The organism is Bacillus ndiopicus (assembly GCF_000612805.1).
Lineage (GTDB): Bacteria > Bacillota > Bacilli > Bacillales_A > Planococcaceae > Metasolibacillus > Metasolibacillus ndiopicus.
Map to the genome: position 1 here is coordinate 183,111 of NZ_HG964408.1, position 26,218 is coordinate 209,328.

Genomic DNA, 26,218 nt, shown 5'->3' on the forward strand with positions numbered 1-26,218 from the left:
AATGAGAGTATTGATTGTAGATGATGAACCAATTATGTTGCTAACAATGAAACGGATGTTAGCTAGCATAGAGGGCGTGGAGCTTGTTGGTAGTTTTCAGCAAATGAATGAGGCATTGACTTTCCTTCGCCAGCATGAAGTTGACATCGCCTTTTTAGATATTGAAATCGCTGAAGACAATGGCTTAGAGCTAGCACATAAGTTGCGCTCACACAATAGTGACCTTGATATTGTTTTTACAACCTCACATGCGGATTACGCGATGCAGGCATATGATGTTTACCCACTGGACTATATGCTAAAGCCTGTGTCAAAAAGCCGCCTGAGTCAAACGATTGCGAGAGCCTACAACAAACGTCATCGTACCTCTGAAGAACCTATGCTAAATCGCTTAAAGGTGCAAGCGTTAGGCTGCTTTGAAGTTAGTAGCTCACAGCAAGGAGAAGTAAAGTGGATATCAAAAAAGAGCAAGGAGCTATTTGCTTTTTTGCTCATACATAGAGGGAAAAATGTCGGGAAAATGAAAGTAATAGAGGCATTGTTTCCAGAAATGCCTTTGAAAAACGCGGAAACTTATTTGAATACAGCTGTTTACCAATGTCGAAAAGCGTTAAGTGAACATGGCTTTAAAGAGCAGCTAATAACAGCGCAGGAAAAATATCGCTTAGCGCTAGATCACATGGAAATCGATTTTGTGCAATTGGAGCAGGGGCTAGACCTACTTGCACAAATTAACAAAAATAATGAACAGGCAGCACTAGAACTGGAAAAGCAGATGGTGGGTGAGTTATTTGAGGAACAATCCTTCTTATGGGCAGCTTTAGAACAGGAAAGCTTGAGCTTACTTTACACAACTTTTGCTAAACGTCTTGCACAGTGGCTTTGGCGCTGTGAAAACTATAGTAAGGCATTAGAGATAACGAAGAAAATAGGAAAACGTGATGGGTTTGATGAGGAAGCTAATCAGCTTTTGCTTAATATTTACGGAGCGATGGGCGATAAGCAAGCTCTTCACCAACATTACCATCAGTATGTAGAGATGATGCAGCGAGAGTTTAATCTGCAACCATCAATGGCAATGCAACAGTTGTATCAACAGTATAAGTGATGACATGCTAGTTACTCAACATGGTTTGGGTAACTAGCGTTTTTAAATTCTTTCATTTTTCTTTCATTGGCATATGGTAGCCTTTTTTATAGCCTCGTAGGTTAGAAAAAGAAGGAGGGGATTTGTATGAAAAAGTTTGGGCTATTGCTCACGATGCTATTAATTATGCTATATGGGAACAGTTCACCTGTTGATGCAGCAGAAGAAAATGGCTTTCATTATGACATTATTGGTGGGGAGGTAGTGATTACAGCTTATCAAGGACCACCAGGAGAGATTGTCATACCAGCTACACTTGGTGGAGAACCTGTTGTACGCATTGGAGTAAAAGCATTTCTAAATAAGGGATTAACGAAGGTGGAATTGCCAAATACAGTTAAAGCGATTGAGATGGAGGCATTTGCTAAGAATGAACTAACAACAATTATTCTTCCTGACTCTGTAGAAATTTTAGATTCAGATGCATTTCGAGAGAATCAGCTAGAAACGGTACAGCTATCCACTAAACTAACAGCGATTGGGATATATGCCTTTGATGATAATATGCTAACGACTGTGAAGATTCCGCATGGTGTTACAGTCATAGGGGAAGGTGCGTTCAGGGATAACCCTCAATTAACAACAATTACATTGCCTGACACGCTGACAACGATAGGGGGAAGTGCTTTTTCTAACTGCGGATTAATGGAACTTGAACTTCCTAGTAGTGTTGAAACGATAAAGGAGTATGCGTTTTACGGGAACGATTTAACAACACTAACTCTTCCTGATAGTGTTACAACAGTGGGAAGTTACGCATTTAAGAGTAATCAATTAGCAACTGTCTATCTCTCCCCAAATATAAACACTATAGATGTAGAAGCCTTTTCTGAAAATAAACTAACAAGCGTGGTGATTCCAGCAGGTGTTGAAATAATAGGGAACGGTGCGTTTTTAAAAAATGGTATAACAAATATCGATTTGTCAGCAAATACTGTGAAAGAGATAAGAGAAAACGCGTTTCTTAATAATCAGTTATTGGAGCTTACTCTTCCTCCGAGTGTCACAACTTTGGGGGCTAATGTGTTTATGGGGAACCAACTAACAACTGTTAATTTCTCGCCAAATCTCAAAAAAATTGCACCGTATGCTTTTCATAATAATAAACTAACGAACATAGCGCTTCCAGAAGGTGTGGAAATAATAGATCAGGCCGCATTTGCAAGAAATATGATAACGAATGTCGATTTTTCAAATACTATTCAAACAATAGGGCAAGCTGCATTTAGTAATAATTATTTAACAAACATAATTTTCCCTAGTTCTTTGAGTAATTTAGGGCATTGGGCATTTCAAGAAAATAATTTGGACACAGTGATATTTAATAGTAATCCATCTATTGGTCAGGAGCCTTTCCAAAACCAAGGAAGAAGCGGTGCAGGGGAAATATACAGTGGGATGTTTACAGAAAGAGAATTTATAAATCAATGGGATTCTACAGCTTCGTTTACTCCACCATTAACAATTTATGCAAAATATGAATTTCAGGTTTCCTTTGATTCACAAGGAGGAACAACAATCAATCCGCTGTATATAGTTTCTAAAGGGAAAATAACAGAGCCAGTTGCACCAAGCAAAACAAATCTAATATTTGATGCTTGGTATAAAGATATGGTATTTAACGAAAAATGGGATTTTGCGACAGATATTGTAACAAAGCCATTGACACTTTATGCGAACTGGGTTCCTCAATATAGTATTACATTCGAGACTGATGGGGGCTCCACTATTGTTTCACAAAATATTGCACAAAACGGAAAAATTGCATTACCTGCACCGCCCACGAAGGAAGGATATACATTTGAGGGGTGGTACAAGGAAGCAGGATTGAACACAAAGTGGGATTTTGCAAATGATAAAGTAACAGCGAATATGACGCTCTATGCCAAATGGTTATTAAATACTTATACAGTAGGCTTTAATACAAATGGCGGATCTTTGGTAGCAAGTCAATCTGTTGCGTATCAACAAAAAGCAACAGAACCTGCAACGCCAACAAGAACAGGCTATACTTTCGCTGGTTGGTATAAAGATGCGCAATTGACAGAGCAGTGGAATTTTACAACGGATGTTGTAACGCAAAATATAACATTATATGCAAAATGGACAGCAAAACCTATAGTAACACCTCCAGTTAGTGGAGGTGGAGGTAGCACCCCGTCAATTACGTATACAGTTCAATTCCAAACAAATGGTGGTACAGCAATTACGGCACAGACAAAAGACTATAATGATAAAATTGTTGAACCAGTCCCACCAACAAAAGAGGGCTATACATTTGTAGGCTGGTATACAGATAGCGCTTTAACAAAGAAATGGGATTTTACTAAAGATACTGTCCAAGGAAATATGACATTGTATGCAAAGTGGATTGAAAATGTAGAAGATACGACTATACCAGTAGAAAATCCGGATAACACAACTGAGCCAGAACAAGAATTACCTGCATGTACAACTCAATTTACAGATATTGTGACGCACTGGGCAAAGGACATGATTGAAGATATTGCAGGACGTTGTTGGATTAAGGGCTACCCAGATAGCACATTCAAGCCAAACGACCCAATTCAACGTCAGCATGTAGCTGTGATATTTGCCCGAGCATTTGATTTGCCAGCAACTCGTGAGATGCAGGACTTTACAGATGTTTCAGCAAATCACCGCTATTACGATGCGATTGCGAAAATGTATCAAGCGGGAGTTTTTGATGGGGTAGATGGCAAATTCAAACCAGAGGCACCAATGACACGTGCGCATATGGCAAAATTACTTGTGGAAGCATTCGATTTAACATCGGATGGCACTAGTACATTCCAAGATGTACCTGCCACACATTGGGCAAAAGATTATATCGCTATACTAGCAGATAATGAAGTCGCGTTAGGTGATAATGGCAACTTTAAGCCAAATGACCCTGTGACACGCGCTCAATTTGTAGCGTTTATGTATCGAGCATTACATTTATAATTTAAAATAGCTACTCTAGCGATTTTTTTGCTTGAGTAGCTGTTTTTATGTAATTCGATTCTTTCATTTTTCTTTCATTTGCATATGATATCTTCTTTTTGAAGTGATGATTGAACTAAAGGGGGAATGGATATTGTTCCACATGGATAAAGAAAGTGATTGATAACGAATGGATGAGGAGGAAGAGGATGAAAAAATCATTGCATCAAACTGTATTGAAGCTATTAGTTTGTCTATTAGTGGCGCAGGCTTTTTTTGGTAGCCTTCCAATGGAGGCGGCTTCTGTACTAACAGTGGAATTACAAACAAATGGGCAGCCTTACTATGAAGAAGAAGTTGCAACAGATCCAGTGACTATTTATGTTACTGTTAGTACTTCAGACAGTGCCAATGTGCAAATTTCACAGGATTTAGGTGCATCATGGCAGCCATTTGATCGCAATTTACCACTGATACTAGAGGAAGTAGGAACGCATTATATATGGCTACGAATTGAGGGGCAAGAAGAGGTGGAAAAGCGACAGGTTCGTATCGCTCCATCCCCAAAGGCATTGGCAGCACTAGCTACTGTGGTTGTTTATGTGGATGCAGATGCAAGTGGAAATAATGATGGATCGAGCTGGGCAAATGCCTTCACAGATCTACAGAGTGCTTTAGCATCAACTGTAGGGGGTGAAGAAATTTGGATTGCTGAAGGGATATATAAACCAACAGCAGGTGTAGATCGCGGAATTTCTTTTAAAATGAAAGATAATGTAGCTATTTATGGTGGATTTGCAGGGACAGAACAAATTAAAGATGAGCGCAATTTGGAAGATCATCCAACGATTTTAAGTGGAGATATTGGCGTAGCGAATGATAAAACTGACAATAGCTACCATGTGTTTCATAATGCCTTATTAAATGAAACAGCTATACTAGATAGCGTCATCATTAGAGACGGCGTAGGAGAATTAAATGGAGGAGGCATTAATGCTCGTTATGGGGGCGGTATGTTCAATGAGACGAATAGTAGCCCCACATTAAACAATGTTCAGTTCGAAGACAACGAGTCTTTATGGGGGGGAGGTATAGCTAATTTGGATGCCAGCAGCCCATCATTGAACAATGTTCGATTCAAAAATAATAGAGCTAGTTATGATGGGGCCGGTATGCTTAATGAGGATTCTGGCAACCTAATATTACAAAATGTTCAATTTGAGGATAATAGAGCTTCGAATAGTGGGGGAGGCATAGCTAATAAGGGAGACTCTAATCTTACACTAATGAACGTCCAATTTAAAAATAACCAGGCAAGTGGAAACGGAGGTGGCATACTTACCGCAGGTGATAGCTTAACGTTAATTAATATACAGTTCGAAGCCAACACAGCTTATAATGGCGGTGGTCTAATTAGTTTTGGTAGTGGTGATTTAGATTTAACAGAAGTCTTCTTTGAAAATAATACAGCCATTAGGGATGGAGGCGGTATGTATAACGGTAATCTTGGCAATTCGAAATTAGTAAATGTGCAATTTAAAGGCAATGAGGGGGATAATGGTGGTGGTATGTATAGCGGTTATGGTTCCCCAAAGCTAATAAATGTGCAATTTGAAAACAATAAGGCTGCTAACGATGGAGGCGGCATGTATAACGAGGGTAGTAGTCCAGAGTTAGATAATGTCCAATTCAAAAATAACGTATCTGACGAGGATGGGGGCGGTATGTTTAACCGCAATAGTAATCCAGTGTTAGAGAATGTCCAATTCGAAGGTAATACGGCCGTTGAAGATGGGGCAGGTATGTTTAACACTGATGCTAGTGAGTTGACATTAACCGATGTAATGTTTAAAGACAACGTAACGAACCTTAATGGAGGCGGCATCTATAATCGTGAAAGTAATCTAAAGTTAGAGAACGTGCAATTTAAAGACAATATGGCTGATGAAAGTGGAGGCGGCATATTTAACACTAATGTTAGTGAGTCAACGTTGATTCATGTAATGTTTGAGGGAAACAACGCTAACCTTGATGGAGGGGGCATTTCTAACGAGAGTAGTCATCCTACGTTAATAAATGTGCAGTTCAAAAGCAACACAGCTACTGATTATGGAGGCGGTCTAAATAATATTGACAGTAATCCCGTACTAATCAATGGGTTATTCCAAGAGAATACGGTTTTAAATGGTGAGGGAAATGCCATATTTAATGCTGGAAATAGCAAAACTATATTAACCAATGTGACGATGACTCATAATGGTGCGCAAAATAACACATATGCAACGATTTATAGCAATCCTGCTAGTGTTACAGACATTCGCAATAGCTTGATTGTAGGAAATAACGGGGTAGCAATAGATGGTTCAACGACAATGGCTTATAGCATTGTCGGAGATGCTGAAGATGCTATATTCTATGATGCAATAGGTCAGGTTTCTGGGGAAGTCTTTAAAGCAACAGAGATTTTTCGAGATTTTGCACAGGTTGATTTGCGTTTGCGTGAAGGCTCTCCTGCGATTAATAAAGGCAACAATGCCTTCAACAGTGAATTAAAAGACCTTGCTCGCAATCCTCGTGTGCAAGGAGCAAGTATTGATTTAGGCGCATATGAAACTGCCCTCTATACAATTATCTATGATAAGAATGGTGCAACGAGCGGGGACGTACCAACTGATGCACATGAGTATGTTACAGATGCTAGCGTAATTATAGCTGATAATATAGGGCAACTGAGGAAAGCAGGATTTATTTTTGCTGGATGGAATACAAACAGGGATGGTAGTGGCGTGGATTATAAAGCTGGTGACACATTTAACATGGGTGTAGCCAATATCACACTCTATGCAAAATGGGAAGTAGCCTACCATACACTAGCCTTTGCTACAAATGGCGGATCTGTGATAGCAAGTCAATCTGTTGCGTATCAACAAAAAGCAACAGAACCTGCAACACCAACAAGAACAGGCTATACTTTCGCTGGTTGGTATAAAGATGCGCAATTGACAGAGCAATGGAATTTTACAACGGATGTTGTAACGCAAAATATAACATTATATGCAAAATGGACAGCAAAACCTATAGTAACACCTCCAGTTAGTGGAGGTGGAGGTAGCACCCCGTCAATTACGTATACAGTTCAATTCCAAACAAATGGTGGTACAGCAATTACGGCACAGACAAAAGACTATAATGATAAAATTGTTGAACCAGTCCCACCAACAAAAGAGGGCTATACATTTGCAGGCTGGTATATAGATATTGCCTTAACAAAGGAATGGCATTTTGATACAGATGTTGTGAAAGAAAGTATGACATTGTATGCGAAATGGGTGAAAAACGCGGAGGATGAAGTGGAACAAGTAGAGCCGCCAATCGAAAAACCACCAGTGTCTACATGTCCGATTCAATTTATCGACATTGCTACGCACTGGGCAAAGGACATGATTGAAGATATTGCAGGACGTTGTTGGATTAAGGGCTACCCAGATAGCACATTCAAGCCAAACGACCCAATCCAACGTCAGCATGTAGCTGTGATATTTGCCCGAGCATTTGATTTGCCAGCAACTCGCGAGATGCAGGACTTTACAGATGTTTCAGCAAGTCACCGCTATTACGATGCGATTGCGAAAATGTATCAAGCAGGAGTTTTTGATGGGGTAGATGGCAAATTCAAACCAGAGGCACCAATGACACGTGCGCATATGGCAAAGGTACTTGTGCAAGTATTCGATTTAACATCGGATGGCACTAGTACATTCCAAGATGTACCTGCCATACATTGGGCAAAGGATTATATCGTTATACTAGCAGATAATGAAATCGCGTTAGGTGATAATGGCAACTTTAAGCCAAATGACCCTGTGACACGCGCTCAATTTGTAGCGTTTATGTATCGAGCAATGCACATTATCGAAAAATAAAAAAACTGTCGGGGAAGCATTTAGTAGCTTTCTCGGCAGCTTTTTGCATTTTCACGCTATCGAAGTGCTTGATATTCTAGCATGTATTTAATACTTGTCGTATACTAAAATAGAAAAATGGTATCTGGAGGAAGTATGAAAAAGAAAAATAGTAAATGGAAATTTGTTAGTTTAGTCGCGATGATTTTTGCTTTATGTCTATCAACAATCGCCGTTAACCCAGCAGCAGCAAGCACTGCACAGCCGAAAAGGGAAATGCGTGCTGTCTGGATTTCAACGGTGCTAAATATTGATATGAAAGCAGGTATGAATAAGGAGCAATACACAGCTTGGGTGCGTAAAACATTAGATAAGTTAAAGGCAAGCAAGTTAAATACAGTTATTTATCAAGTAAGGCCGACAAATGATGCGATGTATCCGTCAGAGCTCGCACCATGGTCTTCATACATAACGGGGAAAAAGCAAGGAACAAACCCGGGCTACGACCCGCTTGCAATTATGGTAGAGGAAGCACATAAGCGAGGCATGGAGTTACATGCATGGATGAATCCGTATCGTGTTACAATGCCTAGCCAAAAATTAACAGACTTAGCTTCAAATAATGTGGCAAGAACAAATCCAAGCTGGGTTGTTAAATATGGCAAGCAATATTATTTAAATCCTGGTTTGCCAGAAGTGCAAAACTATTTAGTGGAAACGGTAAAAGAGCTAGTAGCCAATTATGATATCGATGCAATCCATATGGATGATTATTTTTATCCATACAAAATTGCGAAAGAAGCCTTCCCAGATCAAGCAGCCTATAAAAAATATGGTGGTTCCTTTAAAAAAGTGGAAGACTGGCGACGAGATAATGTCAATCAGCTCGTAGAAAACCTGTATACAACTATTAAAGAGACAAAGCCACATGTACAATTTGGTATTTCACCATTTGGCGTATGGCGCAATAAATCTCTGGATAAAACAGGAAGTGATACGAAGGCAGGCGTCAATAATTATGACGATTTATACGCGGACGTAAGAACATGGATTAAAAATGGCACGATTGATTACATTACACCACAAATTTATTGGTCAAGAACGTTATCTGTTGCGAAATATGGGACGTTGCTAGATTGGTGGAGCCATGAAGTGCGAACTTATGCAAAGGTCCATCCAGTTCAATTGTATATTGGTCTTGCTGATTACAAAGTTGGCAATGACAGTGATGCAGCATGGAAAAATAAAATGGAATTGCCAAGTCAAATAATAGCGAATCGCTCGGAAAAGACAGCAGCCATGGGGCAAATGCATTTTTCTTTAAAAAGCATACAAAACAATAAATTAGGTTATGCAACGATTGTCAACGAGCAGCTATATAACTATACAGCGTTGACACCAGGGACAACTTGGGATAATGAAACAGCACCAACAGAGCCAACTTTTGTGCAAGTGACGAAGGAAGCAAGTGGTCGCAAAATTGAAATTATAGATGAAAACACGACACAGGCACGCAAATATGTGATTTATCGTTTTGAAGGGGATGTTGAAGGGGCTTACGATGACCCTAAAAATATAGTGGATGTTGTTTATAATATGAATGGTACTACTACGTTTGTGGACAAGACAGCTTCTGCTAAAAAAAGCTACACATACGGCATTACAGCTATATCTGCTACAGGTGTTGAGAGCGAAGTGGCTTTTGTAGTGTCAGAAGGCAAGTAGTTAGGTCCTTTATCAAAAATCATTAAAGCGCTTGAAATGGATACAGGAATGGCTGGAAATTTTAAATGCCGGCTATTCCTGTATTTCTTATGAAAGGAGAACATATGATTATTTGGCTTAATGGAGCTTTTGGCTCAGGTAAAACGACGGCAGCCTATGAGTTAAACAAACGCCTGCCAAACTCTTTTGTGTATGATCCTGAAAATGTTGGCTATTTTTTAAATAAAAATCTACCAAAAGCAATGTTGAAGGATAACTTTCAAGATTTCAAAGAGTGGCGTTCAATGAATGTGGATATGCTGAGATTATTCCTGAGGGAATATGAAGGGCCTATTATCGTGCCAATGACAATTATAAAAAAGCAATATTATGATGAAATCATAACCCAGCTGCAAGAGGAGGGTATTACAATTCATCATTTTATTTTATATGCAAATAAAGCAACTTTGACGAAAAGGTTAAATACAAGATTAGAATTGCCGAATAGCTGGCCTCGACAACAGATAGCTGCCTGTCTACATGGCTTTGAGTATGAGGTGACAGAAAAGAAAATAGTGACGGACAACTTAACAGTCAATCAAGTAGTCCAAGAAATAGCACAGTTAGCGAATTTAGAGCTACTTGCTGATAATCGAAGTAAATTTCAAAGAAAAATAGAGCACATTAAAATATTATTAAAGCATATTCGGTAATTTACTTACATGCTATATTACAAACTATTTAGGCTTTGAATTGGACATATTAGTGCCATATATGGCTCTGAAATGTTGATACCATGGCATTTCTATTCAGTCTAATGTTGTGCTTTGTGTATTATTCATAGTATAATTTAAAATAGTTTACATTTAGGAGAGAACATACTATATGAACCGAGAAGAACGTTTAAAACGACAAGAAAATATCCGAAATTTCTCGATTATTGCCCATATTGATCACGGGAAATCGACATTAGCGGACAGACTTTTAGAAGCAACGCAAACAGTGACACAGCGCGAAATGAAATCACAGCTACTGGATTCAATGGATTTAGAGCGTGAGCGCGGCATTACGATTAAATTAAATGCTGTACAATTGAAATATTTAGCAAAGAATGGAGAAACATATACATTCCATTTAATCGATACACCTGGGCACGTCGATTTTACCTATGAGGTATCACGTTCCTTAGCTGCATGTGAAGGGGCTATTTTAGTAGTTGATGCGGCGCAAGGTATTGAAGCGCAGACACTTGCGAATGTTTATTTAGCATTAGATAATGATTTAGAAATTTTACCTGTTATTAATAAAATCGACTTACCAGCAGCTGATCCAGAGCGTGTGAAGCAGGAAATTGAAGATGTTATTGGCTTAGATGCATCAGAAGCTGTTTTAGCATCTGCAAAAGCTGGTATTGGTATTGAAGATATTTTAGAGCAGGTTGTTGAGAAAGTGCCTGCACCAACTGGTGATCCTGAGGCACCATTACAAGCATTAATTTTTGACTCTGTTTATGATGCATATAAAGGCGTTATTATTTCAATCCGAATCGTTAATGGTACAGTGAAGCCAGGCGATAAAATTCGCATGATGGCTACAGGTGCTGAGTTTGAAGTAATTGAAGTGGGAATTCATACACCAAAGGCAGTACCTCAAGCAGAATTAACAGTAGGTGATGTAGGTTACTTAACAGCATCTATCAAAAATGTAGGCGATACACGCGTTGGGGATACGGTGACATTTGCAGGTAATAAAGCGGCAGCAGAGGCATTGCCAGGTTATCGTAAGTTAAATCCAATGGTATTCTGTGGTTTATACCCAATCGATACAGCAAAATATAATGATTTACGTGAAGCATTAGAAAAATTAGAGCTAAACGACTCTGCATTACAGTATGAGCCAGAAACTTCACAGGCGCTTGGTTTCGGTTTCCGCTGTGGCTTCTTAGGCTTATTGCACATGGAAATTATTCAAGAGCGTATAGAACGTGAGTTTAATATTGATTTAATTACGACAGCCCCTTCTGTTATTTATGAAGTATTTATGACAGATGGTTCGTCAATTCGAGTGGATAACCCATCAATGATGCCTGATCCACAAAAAATTGACCGCATTGAAGAACCGTATGTAAAAGCGACAATTATGGTGCCAAACGATTATGTAGGTGCAGTAATGGAGCTTTGTCAAATGAAGCGCGGTAATTTCATGGGAATGGATTATCTTGATACATCTCGTGTCAGCATCCAATATGAAATTCCACTTTCTGAAATTGTCTATGACTTCTTCGACTACTTAAAATCAAATACGAAAGGCTATGCATCATTTGACTATGAGTTAATTGGTTACAAGCCTTCGAAACTTGTGAAGATGGACATTTTATTAAATGGCGAACAAGTGGATGCATTAAGCTTTATCGTGCACCGTGATTTCGCATACGATCGCGGTAAAGTAATTGTAGAAAAACTGAAAGAATTAATTCCTAGACAGCAATTCGAAGTGCCTATACAAGCAGCAATTGGACAAAAAATTGTTGCACGCTCTACAATCAAAGCAATCCGTAAAAACGTACTTGCCAAATGTTATGGTGGAGATATTTCCCGTAAACGTAAGCTTCTGGATAAGCAAAAAGAAGGTAAGAAACGCATGAAGCAAGTAGGCTCTGTAGAAGTTCCTCAGGAAGCATTCATGGCTGTTCTGAAAATGGATGATTCGAAATAGGAAGCGTCTCATAATTAAAAGCGAATAAAGAGTAAATTCCAATCACTTATTAAGAAGGATTGGCTAAACATTAGAAAAACCAGAATGGAGAGATTCATTCTGGTTTAATTTTCGTGTTCACTACAGTTTTGAGTGGTTTATTTAATGTTTATACCTAATAAAGTGGTAATGCAAAAAAAATTCTACTTATCCTAGGGAAACATTTGGTTTCCGAAGCCAGGAGAAAATGGCCTCATGCCTGGGAAAAACGGATTCGCACCTGGGAAAAATGGACCCATACCTGGGAAAAACGGATTCACACCTGGGAAAAATGGACCCATACCTGGGAAAAACGGGCTCATACCCGGAAAAAATGGTCTCGTACCTGGGAAAAACGGATTCATGCCTGGAAAAAATGGTCTCATGCCTGGGAAGAATTCGCGACTTTCATTAAAACGCATTGGATTTACCATTTTTTAACTCCCTTCGATTGATATAGTATAGGCTATGTTCCAACAATGAGGTGACTTAGACAAAAACACAGGTTTTGGATTTTTGCAGCGGGTGATTTTGCTTTGTTTAAAAATTGCTTCTTTTAACAGATATAGATCGATATGTTGAGCGTTAAAGGTAGTTGTTATGATTTCGTTCTAATGTATTTTAAAGTTAAGATGGAAATTTTTTTATTATCGGTGTGAGCACTAGACAAATACAATTTTTTGTTATATAATAAAATCAATAAAGTCGATAGTAAAGAAAACATGAAATCACATATTACAAAGAGTAATCGTGTTTTGATAGATACTTTTTGTAATATGTGATTTTTTTTTTCAAGTAACAAGATTTTATTGAATATGATTAATGGAGGTCATTCAAATGACACAAGGTACAGTAAAATGGTTTAACGCAGAAAAAGGTTTCGGTTTCATCGAAGTAGAAGGCGGACAAGACGTATTCGCTCACTTCTCAGCTATCCAAGGTGAAGGTTTCAAATCACTTGAAGAAGGTCAAAAAGTTGAATTCACAGTAGAAGAAGGTCAACGCGGACCACAAGCTGCAAACATCGTAAAACTTTAATTTTTAATGAAAAACCACTCTTAATTGAGTGGTTTTTTCATTCCCCTCTTATTCATGAATAATATAATGTTTCAAGATAATATGTAGCAAAAGCCATGCTAAAAATCCCCACTTTCGTATTTTTCCAATTGATGTACAATAAAGGAAGAATTTTTTTATCTTGCTTCAGCGGCAGATTTTCATTAATCCACAAAAGAAGAAGCTTGGGGTAGTATGTTTTTAAATATATTTAAGGCGTAATAATGCCTAAGAAAAAATTAAGCTATCCATATCAGTATAAGAAAAGGGGATGTGCAAAATGAAACAAATTATTGCAATGGGTGGTGGTGGCTTTTCAATGGAGCCGGATAATCCACTACTAGATCAGTATATTTTGAAGCAAAGTGGGAAAGAGATGCCGAAAGTTTGCTTTTTAGCAACAGCAAGTGGTGATTCAAAAGATTATATTGCACGATTTTATCAGTTTTTTGAGCAACAGCCATGCCAACCTAGTCATCTTTCTTTATTTAATCCATCTACAAGGGATATAGAGTCATTTTTACTTACACAGGAAATTATTTATGTTGGTGGTGGCAACACGAAAAATTTATTAGCACTATGGAAGGAATGGGGCGTAGATAAAATTTTACAAAAGGCTTGGGAGCAAGGCATCATATTAGCTGGAATTAGCGCAGGCTCGATATGTTGGTTTGAGGAAGGGGTAACAGATTCTTTTGGTGAAGGCTTGGAGCCATTACGATGTCTAGGTTTATTGCAAGGGAGCAATTGTCCTCATTATGATGGAGAAGCGAATCGTAGACCTAGTTACCAGCGATTAATTGCAACAGGGCAAATTCAGTCTGGTTATGCGACAGATGATGGTGTAGCGATTCATTTTATCGATCAAGATATACATAAAATTGTAAGCTCAAGACCAAATGCGCAAGCTTATAAAGTAGCAAATGATGGGAAAGTGATAGAAACTGCACTTCCTACAAGTTATTTGGGTATGGAGATATAATTAATTTTTTGAATAAGTCAAAAGTAACGATTCGCCCAATTAGCAGGGGAATTCGCCCGTTAAACAGATAGATTCGCCCGATTCATAGTAAATTTCGCCCGCAAGCTTAAGCAAAAGCACAATCGAATTAACAGGCGCAAGAAATCTCCATTCTAAAATGGATTTCTCGCGCCTATTAAGTGCTATCTCCATTACTTCACAAAATAAAATAAAAGTGATGACAACGCTGCTAAAATGAAAACTGTGGTGATAACAAACATATGGCGTTTTTTTCCCATAACAACAATTGCGACATATTCGCGAATCATGGCGTTTGGCCAATAATAAAAGGCCGTTTTAGCGCCGATACCTTGGCTATTTAGCCCAGCCTGTTTAGCATACAAGCCAGCTCTAAATAAATGGAAATTATTCGTAGTAAAAATACTTTTATATTTTTCATTTGGCTTTAATGAATCCATTAAGTGCTTAGAAAATAGCATATTTTCATACGTATTTACAGACTTATTTTCCTGCAATGTATGCTCCAACGGAATGCCCTTTTCCAGTGCATAGCTTTGCATTGCTTCTGCTTCGGAAAGCCCTTCATTTGGACCTTGACCACCAGAGAAAATAATTATCGGTGGCGTTGTGACCTTCGCTTGTCTATGAAAAAAATCGATTGCCTTATTAATTCTATTCGCTAATAGTGGAGGTACCTTATCATTAATTAAGCCGCTGCCCAACACGATTATGAAATCTTGATTCAAGCGCGGTCTATTAAATTGATATAAAAAATAAGCCGATAAAAAATTTGCGGCATGGAGTAAAAAGTACATAATTATCAAAGAAGCAGCAGCAAAAAATGGCTGAAATTCTAATGAGAATCGACCGGATAAGTTAAATAGCCCAATAAAGAAGTACGCGACAATTGCAATACCTAAAAGCAATGTTAAAGAATTGGCAAAGCGTCGTCCCTCTTTGCGCATTAAAGTACGTGCATTTAAAAACAATGCAACTGTAAAGGCAACCATAACAAATGGAATTAAAAGGATAAGAGCAATTGCAGGAATAACGATAATCCACTTTAATATAGTTTGCTCAGATGCTAATGATGCAATAGAGCAAAACGCCAAAAATGTAAGGAGAAAAATGTTAAATAAAAAGCCATTCACAATCTTTCTTGGGTCTATTAAATAGGAAATAAGAAAAACGATAAATAAAACGAGTGGAATAACTCCAAAATATAAATACAAAATTCGACACCTCCACTAGTTATGATGAAGGCAAAAGTGTTATTCGTCAATGGCTTGTGGTAAACCTCATAATTTAATTATCATGTTTTATCGCTGTCGTTTTTTCGTTATAATTGTAAGAACTTGAATAATTAATAAAAAGGAGTATGAGATGAAAAATAGTTTAAAGCAAATTTTTAATATTTATACGGGCGATATAAAAAATATAGCGACCAATTGGGTGGCAATTGTTTTAATAGGCGGATTAGTGTTTTTGCCATCACTCTATGCGTGGTTTAATATTTATGCCTCGTGGGACCCATATGGGAAAACGAATCAAATGCAAGTGGCAATTGTTAATGAAGATGAGGGCTCGACTGTACGTGGAGACGATATTAATATAGGGAATGAGCTTGTCGTCCAATTATCCACAAATAAAAACTTTAATTGGAAATTTACAAATCGTGAGGAAGCGCTTGATAAAGTAACGATGGGGGATTATTTTGCGGCTGTAATTATTCCTGCCGATTTTTCCTCGAAGTTAGCGTCCGTATTAGCGGAAACGCCAGAGCAGGCAACAATTGAATACTACGTAAATGAAAAAATCAACTCAATAGCACCAAAAATTACGGAAAAAGGTGCAAGTGGTATTGCTGAGCAAATTTCAAGCGAGTTTATTGCGACAGTGAATGGGACTATTTTTGATATTTTTAATGAGCTTGGTGTTGAAATTGAAAAGGAAGTACCTAACTTTGAAAAGTTTGAAGAATATGTTTTCTTAATCGAAGAGCACTTACCTGAAATTGAGCAAACGTTAAACAAATCTGCCGAGGATAGTGAAAAAGCGTCTGGGCTTATTACAGAAGGCTTAGCTATGATGCCGAAAGTACAAGAAACGACGAACAGTGGCTTGGCGACAGTGCAAAGTGCCCAGATGTTATTGCACGAGGCTGAAGTAACGCTTAATAATTTATCACCAATTGTTGAGAAGGATTTACAGAGAGTCCAAAAGATTTCGAAGGATGTCGAAAGCTTTTTATCGCAACTGGGCAATATCAATATTGATACAACAAAACTAGATAAAGCGTTAGAGGATTTGCAGAGCCGATTAACAGTTGCTCAAAAAGGTATTGATGAATTAATCACACATGTTGAAGCGATTGGAGAAATTGGGCAAAAGGCAGAAGAGACACGATTATCGCTGAAGCAAAAGATGCAGCAAACAATTAACGAATTACGCGCTCTTAACCCTATATCAGATGAGGACAAGCTTGCTAATAGTAAACTTATTCAGGAGCTTGAACGAATCGCTGAACAAGCGGAGAGCTTGCCGAATGCAAAAGAGCGCGAGCAACTGGTGTTGAATAAACTATACAACTTAAAATCAGTCATGACAGATTTCTCTCGCCAATTAGATGCGCTTGGCAATATTGATGTAAATGATGCTAAATTGAAAGAAGGTTTGAAAAGTTTACAGCAAGTAGCGGCTGACGTAGATGTTCAAATTGATAATTTTTTATCGCAATATAAAAATACACTTGAACCAAAAATAAAAAGAATGCTTGCTGATGCAAACAGTAGTTTGACTGGCGCGTCAGAAATTTTAACAAAAGTTCAAGGCTTAGTTCCCGAAGTGACGCAAATATTGAAAAATGCCGATGAATCTTTAGCAAAAGCAAACGACATGCTTGCTAAAATTCAAGCTGACTATCCTTCATTAAGCGAAAAAATTAAAGATTTAGCAGATAAATTACGAACAATTGAGAATGAAGCGAATATACATGAAATTATTGAATTACTAAAAAATAATGCTGCAGCTGAGCGCGATTTCTTTGCGGACCCTGTAAAAGTAGAAAATCATAAACTATTCCCTATCGATAAATATGGTACGGGTATGATTCCATTCTATACAGTTTTATCAATTTGGGTAGGTTGCCTATTACTGATTTCATTATTATCTGTTAATATTCATCACGGTGGAGAGTATTCGATTCGCCAAGTGTATTTTGGCCGTTTACTAACATTTGGTACATTTGCGTTACTACAAACTTTCATTATTACAATGGGTGATATTTTCTTGTTTGATGGTACACTAGCATCACCTGTCTTGTTTGTTATATTCGGGCTGTTTATTTCGAGCGTCTTTATTACGGTTGTTTATACATTAGTATCGGTATTTGGTGATGTCGGAAAAGCAATGGCCATCGTTATGCTTGTATTGCAAATCGCTGGTTCAGGTGGGACATACCCTGTTCAATTATTACCGAAGTTTTTCCAAAATATTAACCCATTCTTACCGTTCACATACGCGATTGAACTAATGCGTGAAGCGGTAGGAGGCATTATTTGGTCAACGGTTACTTTGGATATAGTAGTATTATTTGTTGGAGGAGTGCTATTCCTGTTATTTGGTACATTCTTTAAAAAGATTTTAAGCGAGAAGACAGAGGCGTTACTGAAAAAATCACGCGAGACGGATATTATCCATTAGATTTGATTCAGCAGAAGGCTTTAGCGGGTGTCCAAACGCCCGCTATGGTGGTCTGTGAATGATTTCGTAGTTCTAAGCTACAACTGCTAAAAAAAGAGGGAAGTGATTTTATTGGCAAGAGGTGTTTATATTCATATTCCCTTCTGTCATCAAATTTGTCATTACTGTGATTTTAATAAAGTATTTTTTAAAAATCAGCCAGTAGATGCATATATTGAGGCGCTTGGACAAGAAATAGCGATGACTGTAGAGCAGCATCCAGATGCTTTTAAGCAAATTGAAACGATTTTTTTAGGTGGAGGCACACCAACATCGCTATCAGCTACACAAATTAGCCGATTACTTGAAATTATTCGAAACTTTATCCCGATGCAAAACGTAAAAGAATTTACATCGGAAGCAAATCCAGACGAGTTAACGCAAGATAAATTGCAAGCGCTATATGCTGGTGGTGTTAACCGATTAAGCATGGGCGTACAGTCTTTTGATGCAAGCTTGCTAGAAAAAATCGGTCGTACGCATAGCAATGAACATGTCTACAAGGCGATTGAAACAGCGAAGCAAGTAGGCTTTGATAATATAAGCATCGATTTAATGTATGGCTTGCCAGGGCAAACGATGGAACAATGGCAGCAAACATTGCAAACAGCCTTGGCGCTGAAGCTACCGCATTATTCAGCTTATTCATTAATCGTTGAGCCGAAAACAGTATTTTATATTCAATATGCAAAAGGTAAATTACATTTACCAACACAAGATTTAGAGGCGGATATGTATGACGTACTAATGCATGAAATGGAGGTAGCAGGCTTAGCTCAATATGAAATTAGCAATTTTGCACGAGAAGGCTTTGCCTCAGTGCATAATAAAATTTATTGGGATAATGATGAGTATGCGGGCTTCGGTGCGGGGGCTCACGGCTATTTAGCGGGTGTGCGCTACTCCAATCATGGACCAATCAAAAAATATATAGAAACAGTTCAATCTGGTATGCGTCCAATAATTCATGAGCATACAGTAACGTTAGAAGAAAAAATCGAAGAGCAAATGTTTTTAGGCTTACGCAAAGTAGAAGGTGTAACATTTGAATCGTATGAAAAGAAAATGCATGAGCCGATGGAAAAGCGCTTTGGTGATGTAATTGAGCAACTTGTAAAAGAGGAGCTTTTACAGCAGGACCAACATGGAATTCGTTTAACAAGGCAAGGGCGTTTTGTAGGTAACGAGGTATTTCAACATTTTTTATCTTAAATCAGCAAATCTTTAAAGGGAGATAAAACGCCTTCTAAATAATAGAAGAATTACAGCCTCTCTAAATTGCCCGTTAGCTTGAAAAAATTCAAGTATATCATAGCTTCAGCGTATGTGACTGAAAGATGGAGCGATATGGTTGACATTAAATTAGAGATTTGTTAATTTATAATTAGTATTAGCACTCCATCGAAACGAGTGCTAACAGAGGTGATCAAAATGCTAACAAATCGTCAGTTGCAAATTTTACAAGTAATTGTAGATGATTTTGTAACTTCTGCTCAGCCTGTTGGTTCACGTCAAATATCGAAGAGAGAGGGTATTACTTATAGCCCAGCAACGATTCGTAACGAAATGGCGGATCTTGAGGAGCTTGGTTTCTTGGAAAAAACTCACACATCTTCAGGACGTGTCCCATCCGAAAAAGGCTATCGTTTTTATGTCGATCATTTATTACAGCCTCATATGATTCGTGATGAAGAAATAAGTCAAATCCAATCAGTTTTCAATCATCGCATTGGTGAAATGGAAGGACTTATTCGAGAGTCAGCTAATATTTTGTCGGAATTAACGACATATACAGCGGTTCTACTTGGTCCTGATGTACAACAGCACAAAGTGAGGAAATTTCAAATTGTGCCGTTGACAGAGCAAACAGCTGTTGCAATTGTTGTAACAGACAATGGTCATGTAGAAAATCGAGTCCTTACTTTGCCGCAAGGGTTTAGCCCTTCGGATATTGAAAAGATGGTCAATATTTTAAATGACCGCTTAATTGGTGTGCCGCTGCATGAGCTACACATCAAGCTTGAGGCTGAAGTGCTAAGCATATTAAAGCAGCATATTGCAGCAGCAGAAACTATCGTTCAATCACTAGTAGATGTTTCTATAAGTCAAAAAGAAGGAAAAATCTACTATGGTGGCAAAACGAATATGTTGAATCAGCCAGAGTTTCATGATTTAAATAAAATTCGTATGCTAATGGATTTGATGGATAAAGAAAGCCAATTGCAATCTTTATTTCAGCCAAATCAAGTAGGTATTCAAATTCGCATTGGTTCTGAAAACAATAATTTAGCAATGGAAAACTGCAGTGTTATTACAACAGCATTCTCTACAGGAGATGAGCAGCATGGTGCCATTGCGATAATTGGGCCAACACGTATGGACTATCGACGTGTCGTTACTTTATTAGAGATGATGCGAAGTGGTCTATCGAATGCTCTAACGAAACATTAGCAGCGTTTTAAGGAGGATATAGAGTGTCAGAAAAAGTGGAAAATCAAGAGCTAGAGCAAGAAAATGTGGAAGAAGTTACTGCAGAAGAAGCAGTAGTCCCACTAGATGAAAATGAGCAAAAAATAGCTGAGCTTGAAGCGAAAGTAGCAGAGCAAGAGGATCGCTATTTACGCTTACGTGCAGACTATGATAACATGTTACGCCGCAACAAATTGGATAGAGAGGCTGCAGAGAAATTCCGCGCACAAAGCCTGTTAACAGATTTAATCGCTGTACTTGATAATTTAGAGCGTGCTTTACAAGTTGAAGTAACATCAGAAGAAGCAACTTCATTATTTACAGGAGTTGAAATGGTTTATCGCCAATTTGTGGATGCGACAGCAAAAGAGGGACTTGAGGCGATTGCAGCTGAAGGTGAGCAATTTGACCCGAATTTCCATCAAGCTGTTATGCAAGAACAAGATAGCGAGAAGGAATCAGGTGTTGTTTTACGCGAATTGCAAAAAGGCTACAAGCTAAAAGATCGCGTGTTACGACCAGCGATGGTTTCAGTAAACGAATAAATTCTAACTTCATTAACAAGCGCATAATTGACAGTAAAACACTGCATATTCTTATGCGTTCATAATAAATTAATTATACTTGTGTTTAATTACTAGGAGGAAAATTTCAAATGAGCAAAATTATCGGTATTGACTTAGGTACAACTAACTCTTGTGTTTCTGTATTAGAAGGCGGAGAACCAAAAGTAATTCCAAATCCAGAAGGTAACCGTACGACTCCATCTGTTGTAGCATTTAAAAACGGTGAGCGTCAAGTTGGGGAAGTAGCAAAACGTCAATCTGTAACAAATCCAAACACAATTATTTCAATTAAATCAAAAATGGGTACTGCTGATAAAGTAACTGTTGAAGGTACAGACTATACACCACAAGAAATTTCTGCAATGATTCTTCAATACTTAAAAGGCTATGCAGAAGATTACTTAGGGGAAAAAGTAACGAAAGCTGTTATTACAGTTCCTGCTTACTTTAACGATGCACAACGTCAAGCGACAAAAGACGCTGGTAAAATTGCTGGTCTTGAAGTAGAGCGTATTATTAACGAGCCAACAGCAGCGGCACTTGCTTACGGTTTAGATAAACAAGATGAAGATCAAAAAGTATTAGTATTTGACCTTGGTGGTGGTACGTTTGACGTATCGATTCTTGAATTAGGTGACGGTGTATTCGAAGTACTTGCAACAGCTGGTGATAATAAGCTTGGTGGTGACGACTTCGATGACAAAATCATCGCTTACTTAGTTGAAGAGTTCAAAAAAGAAAATGCGATTGATTTATCAAAAGATAAAATGGCTATGCAACGTTTAAAAGATGCTGCTGAAAAAGCGAAAAAAGATTTATCAGGCGTAACATCAACACAAATTTCTTTACCATTCATCACTGCAGGTGCTGATGGTCCGCTTCACTTAGAAGTTACATTAACTCGTGCGAAATTTGATGATTTAACTCGCGATTTAGTAGAGCGTACAATTGTTCCAACACGCCAAGCATTATCTGATGCAGGTCTTTCAGCTTCTGAATTAGATAGAGTAATTCTTGTTGGTGGTTCTACTCGTATTCCTGCAGTAGTAGAAGCTATTAAAAATGCAACAGGTAAAGAGCCACATAAAGGTGTAAACCCAGACGAAGTAGTAGCAATGGGTGCGGCTGTACAAGGTGGCGTTTTAACAGGTGATGTAAAAGATATCGTATTATTAGACGTAACACCATTATCATTAGGTATCGAAACAATGGGTGGCGTGTTCACACGTTTAATCGACCGCAACACAACGATTCCGACATCGAAATCACAAGTGTTCTCAACGGCTGCAGACAACCAACCAGCAGTAGATATTCACGTATTACAAGGTGAGCGCCAAATGGCAGCAGACAACAAAACATTAGGTCGCTTCCAATTAACGGATATTCCGCCAGCACCACGCGGTATCCCACAAATCGAAGTAACATTCGATATTGATAAAAACGGTATCGTATCTGTAAAAGCGAAAGACTTAGGTACAAATAAAGAGCAAACGATTGTTATTCAATCTGATTCAGGCTTAACAGATGAAGAAGTAGAACGCATGGTAAAAGACGCAGAAGCAAATGCAGAAGCAGATGCGAAGCGTAAAGAAGAGGCGGAATTACGCAACGAAGCGGACCAACTTGTATTCCAAGTTGATAAAACAGTAACAGATTTAGGTGAGCAAATTTCAGAAGATGAGAAAAAATCTGTTGAAGATGCACGCGATGAATTAAAAGCTGCGTTAGAAGCTGGCGAAATCGAAGGCATTAAAGCTGCGAAAGAAAAATTAGAAGGCATTTTACAACCTCTAATTATGAAAGTTTATGAGCAAGCTGCTGCAGCTGCTCAGGCTGCACAAGGTGAAGCAGGTACAAATGCTGACACGAAAGATGATGGCGTTGTGGATGCTGACTTTGAAGAAGTAAAAGACGATAAGTAATATTAAGAAAAGCCAAAGACCGCTCGCGGCTTTGGCTTTTCACTGTTCAAAAACTGCAACAAGGGCTTGAGTATTTTTTCAATTGGAATGAATAAATTTAGAGCAGTTTTTGTCGTTGCATGGTAAAATAAACTTTATGCAAAAAAGATCGGAGTGTAATTAAATGAGTAAGCGCGATTATTATGAAGTGCTAGGCCTTACGAAAGGTGTAAGTAAGGATGAGATAAAAAAAGCATATCGAAAGCTGTCAAAGCAATACCACCCAGATATTAATAAAGAGCCAGGTGCAGATGAAAAGTTTAAAGAAATCGCAGAGGCATATGAAGTGCTGTCAGATGATCAAAAGAAAGCTCGCTATGATCAATTTGGTCATGAAGATCCGAATGCAGGCTTCGGCGGTGGTGGATTCAGTGGTGGCTTTGGTGGTTTCGAGGATATTTTCAGCTCATTTTTCGGCGGTGGTCGACGTCAAGACCCGAATGCACCACGCAAAGGTGACGACCTTCAATATCGTATGAATATTAACTTTGAGGAAGCAGTATTTGGGAAAGAAGCAGAAGTTGAAATCCCAAGGGATGAGCCTTGTGATACGTGTCATGGCTCGGGAGCAAAGCCAGGTACAGAGCCTCAAAAATGTTCTCATTGTAACGGAGCGGGGCAAATTAATCAAACAGTTGATACGCCATTAGGTCGTATGGTAAATAAGCGAAGCTGCCCAAGCTGCCGTGGAACAGGTAAAATAATTGTAGATAAATGTACAACATGTCGCGGAGCTGGCACAGTTCAAAAACGTAAAAAAATTAAAATAACAGTTCCTGCTGGTGTAGACGATGGTCAACAACTGCGTGTGGCAGGTCAGGGTGAGCCAGGTGTTAATGGTGGACCAGCTGGCGATTTATATATTGTTTTCTCAGTTCGTAATCATGAGTACTTTGAGCGTGACGGTGACGATATTTACTACGAATTAAAGCTAACATTCCCACAAGCATCTTTAGGTGATGAAATTGAAGTGCCAACAGTACATGGTAAAGTAAAATTGAAAATTCCAGCAGGTACACAGTCGGGCGCACAATTCCGCATTAAAGATAAAGGAATTAAAAATGTACATGGCTATGGAACAGGTCATCAGTATGTTGTTGTAAAAGTTGTAACACCAACAAAGCTAACAGAAAAGCAAAAGCAATTGTTACGTGATTTTGCAGAAATTAGCGGCGATATTCCTGAAGAGCATGGTAGCTCATTATGGGATCAGTTAAAAAAGAAATTAAAAGGTGAATAAATAAAGAGGAGTGGTTGCAAGTGAAGTGGACAGAATTGTCGATTTTAACAACGCATGAAGCGGTAGATGCTGTATCAAATATTTTGCATGAGGCAGGTGCAAGTGGTGTTGTTATAGAGGATTCAATCGAATTAACGAAGGAAAGAATAGATCAATTTGGTGAGATTTATGCACTAAATCCAGATGATTTCCCGAAAAATGGTGTAGTAGTGAAAGCTTATTTATCTGCCTCAAGCTTTTTAGCTGAAACGGTTGAAGAAATCCGACTTGCAATCGCGAATCTTGTTAATTTCAATATTAATATTGGTGAAAATTTATTAACGACGAACGAAGTGCATGAAGAGGACTGGGCAACGGCTTGGAAGCAATATTATCATCCAGTAAAAATTTCAGAACGCTTTACAATCGTTCCGACATGGGAAGACTATACACCTGTTTCGACAGATGAGTTAATTATTGAGCTTGACCCTGGGATGGCATTCGGAACAGGAACTCACCCAACGACAGTAATGTGCTTGCAGGCACTAGAAAAAGTCGTTAAAAAAGGGAACACAGTTGTTGACGTTGGCACAGGGTCTGGTGTCTTGTCGATTGGTGCTGCAATGCTTGGTGCAAAAAGTGTGCATGCACTTGACTTGGATGAGGTTGCTGTAAGATCTGCGCAAGAAAATATTCAGCTAAATAAAGTGGAAAATATCGTCGAGGTGTTCCATGGCAATTTACTGGACACAGTTAAAGAGCCAGCAGATGTTGTTGTTGCGAATATTTTAGCAGAAATAATTATGAGCTTTACGGATGACGCTTTTTCAATTGTAAAGCCTGGTGGCGTTTACGTGACATCTGGTATTATTGGAGCAAAAAAGGACGATGTCAAAGCAGCGCTTGAAGCGTCGGGCTTCCAAATCGAAGAAGTATTAATGATGGAAGATTGGGTAGCGATTATTTCCCGCAGACCATAAAAAGCTTGAAAACCAGCAGCTTGCATATGTAGCTGTTGGTTTTCTCTTCATATTAAGGAGCGATAACATGCAACGATACTTTGTAAATGAACAATTTGATGAAAATGAGCAGCTAGAAATCGTCGGGGAAATTGCTAAGCATATAAGTAAAGTAATGCGTATGCAAATAGGGGACGAAATTATTGTTGTGACAAACGATAAAGCGTTTATTAGTGAAATTATAGAAATAGAAGCAGCCGTAGTCGTTCGAAACACAGGCCGTGAAATTCCATCGCCTGAAATGCCAATAAAGGTTGATATTGCATGTGGCTTACCTAAAGGAGATAAGCTTGAGCTTATTGCACAAAAGGCCACAGAGCTAGGTATGCATTCATTGATTCCATTCGCTGCAGAGCGTTCTATCGTGAAGTGGGATGATAAAAAAGGTGAGAAAAAGACTGAGCGCCTTCAAAAAATTGCGCAGGAGGCAGCAGAACAATCACATCGTACATATGTCCCGCAAATTTGCCAGCCTATTTCATTTAAAGAGTTGCTTAAGCTAATTTCTAAGTATGATGCTGTTTTCATAGCAGATGAAGAAGATGCAAAGCAATTACAACGCACAAAGTTTGCGGATAAGCTGAAAAAAGTGTATGATAATAAATCGGAATCAATATTATGTATTTTTGGTCCGGAAGGTGGCATATCACGTCAAGAATCTGCTAGTTTACTACAAGCAGGTGCTGAAACGATGTCACTTGGTCCTAGAATTTTACGTGCAGAAACTGCGCCTTTATACGCACTTTCTGCAATTTCATATGAATTTGAATAAG

The 26,218-nt window shown here is 38.5% G+C and carries 18 protein-coding genes; 16 read left to right on the forward strand and 2 right to left on the reverse strand.

The features are described 5' to 3' along the window. Position 1: 1 nt before the first annotated feature. The 6 genes from TY13_RS16085 to lepA all read left to right on the forward strand — a co-directional run bounded on the left by TY13_RS16085 (position 2) and on the right by lepA (position 12,414). Positions 2-1,108 (forward strand): response regulator, encoded by a 1,107-nt coding sequence (locus TY13_RS16085; RefSeq protein WP_042478169.1) that lies wholly within the window; start codon positions 2-4, stop codon positions 1,106-1,108. 126 nt (positions 1,109-1,234) lie between these two features. Then, entirely contained in the window at positions 1,235-4,114 is a 2,880-nt protein-coding gene (locus TY13_RS16090; protein ID WP_042478172.1) for a leucine-rich repeat protein, read from the forward strand. 188 nt (positions 4,115-4,302) lie between these two features. Continuing rightward, positions 4,303-8,016 carry an InlB B-repeat-containing protein gene (locus TY13_RS20455; protein ID WP_052344367.1) on the forward strand — a complete coding sequence of 1,238 codons (3,714 nt, stop codon included), beginning with the start codon at positions 4,303-4,305 and terminating at the stop codon, positions 8,014-8,016. Between the two features lie 135 nt (positions 8,017-8,151). After that, positions 8,152-9,720, forward strand: coding sequence for a glycoside hydrolase family 10 protein (locus tag TY13_RS16105; protein ID WP_042478173.1), 1,569 nt, complete (start codon positions 8,152-8,154; stop codon positions 9,718-9,720). Positions 9,721-9,824: 104 nt separating this feature from the next. Then, positions 9,825-10,412 (forward strand): AAA family ATPase, encoded by a 588-nt coding sequence (locus TY13_RS16110; RefSeq protein ID WP_042478174.1) that lies wholly within the window; start codon positions 9,825-9,827, stop codon positions 10,410-10,412. Between the two features lie 172 nt (positions 10,413-10,584). Next, positions 10,585-12,414, forward strand: coding sequence for a translation elongation factor 4 (gene lepA, locus TY13_RS16115; protein ID WP_042478175.1), 1,830 nt, complete (start codon positions 10,585-10,587; stop codon positions 12,412-12,414). Between the two features lie 191 nt (positions 12,415-12,605). On the opposite strand, the gene TY13_RS16120 is transcribed toward lepA, so the two are convergent. After that, positions 12,606-12,866 (reverse strand): hypothetical protein, encoded by a 261-nt coding sequence (locus tag TY13_RS16120; RefSeq protein WP_042478176.1) that lies wholly within the window; start codon positions 12,864-12,866, stop codon positions 12,606-12,608. Positions 12,867-13,269: 403 nt separating this feature from the next. Between TY13_RS16120 and TY13_RS16125 the strand changes: the two genes are divergently transcribed. Further along, a complete protein-coding gene (locus TY13_RS16125; protein ID WP_004225195.1) occupies positions 13,270-13,470 on the forward strand; it encodes a cold-shock protein in 201 nt (66 codons plus the stop codon). 298 nt (positions 13,471-13,768) lie between these two features. Next, positions 13,769-14,470, forward strand: a complete 702-nt coding sequence (locus tag TY13_RS16130; RefSeq protein WP_042478177.1) for a Type 1 glutamine amidotransferase-like domain-containing protein — start codon at positions 13,769-13,771, stop codon at positions 14,468-14,470. A 191-nt stretch (positions 14,471-14,661) separates the two neighbouring features. Here the strand turns inward: TY13_RS16130 and TY13_RS16135 are convergent, their stop codons facing one another. Next, complete coding sequence (locus tag TY13_RS16135) at positions 14,662-15,702, reverse strand: YdcF family protein (protein WP_042478179.1); 1,041 nt, start codon at positions 15,700-15,702, stop codon at positions 14,662-14,664. A gap of 151 nt (positions 15,703-15,853) precedes the next feature. On the opposite strand from TY13_RS16135, the gene TY13_RS16140 reads away from it, so the two are divergent. The 8 genes from TY13_RS16140 to TY13_RS16175 all read left to right on the forward strand — a co-directional run bounded on the left by TY13_RS16140 (position 15,854) and on the right by TY13_RS16175 (position 26,217). Next, on the forward strand, positions 15,854-18,172 hold the full coding sequence (locus tag TY13_RS16140) for a YhgE/Pip domain-containing protein (RefSeq protein WP_052344368.1): 2,319 nt from the start codon (positions 15,854-15,856) through the stop codon (positions 18,170-18,172). A gap of 111 nt (positions 18,173-18,283) precedes the next feature. Further along, entirely contained in the window at positions 18,284-19,423 is a 1,140-nt protein-coding gene (gene hemW, locus TY13_RS16145; RefSeq protein WP_042478180.1) for a radical SAM family heme chaperone HemW, read from the forward strand. Positions 19,424-19,642: 219 nt separating this feature from the next. Further along, on the forward strand, positions 19,643-20,662 hold the full coding sequence (hrcA, locus tag TY13_RS16150; protein WP_042478182.1) for a heat-inducible transcriptional repressor HrcA: 1,020 nt from the start codon (positions 19,643-19,645) through the stop codon (positions 20,660-20,662). Between the two features lie 23 nt (positions 20,663-20,685). Next, on the forward strand, positions 20,686-21,225 hold the full coding sequence (grpE, locus tag TY13_RS16155; protein ID WP_042478184.1) for a nucleotide exchange factor GrpE: 540 nt from the start codon (positions 20,686-20,688) through the stop codon (positions 21,223-21,225). Positions 21,226-21,335: 110 nt separating this feature from the next. Further along, positions 21,336-23,168, forward strand: a complete 1,833-nt coding sequence (dnaK, locus tag TY13_RS16160) for a molecular chaperone DnaK (protein ID WP_042478185.1) — start codon at positions 21,336-21,338, stop codon at positions 23,166-23,168. A gap of 163 nt (positions 23,169-23,331) precedes the next feature. Beyond that, entirely contained in the window at positions 23,332-24,447 is a 1,116-nt protein-coding gene (gene dnaJ / locus TY13_RS16165; RefSeq protein WP_042478187.1) for a molecular chaperone DnaJ, read from the forward strand. A 20-nt stretch (positions 24,448-24,467) separates the two neighbouring features. Further along, a complete protein-coding gene (gene prmA, locus TY13_RS16170) occupies positions 24,468-25,406 on the forward strand; it encodes a 50S ribosomal protein L11 methyltransferase (RefSeq protein WP_042478189.1) in 939 nt (312 codons plus the stop codon). A gap of 67 nt (positions 25,407-25,473) precedes the next feature. Continuing rightward, positions 25,474-26,217, forward strand: a complete 744-nt coding sequence (locus TY13_RS16175) for a 16S rRNA (uracil(1498)-N(3))-methyltransferase (RefSeq protein WP_042478191.1) — start codon at positions 25,474-25,476, stop codon at positions 26,215-26,217. Position 26,218 lies beyond the last annotated feature (1 nt).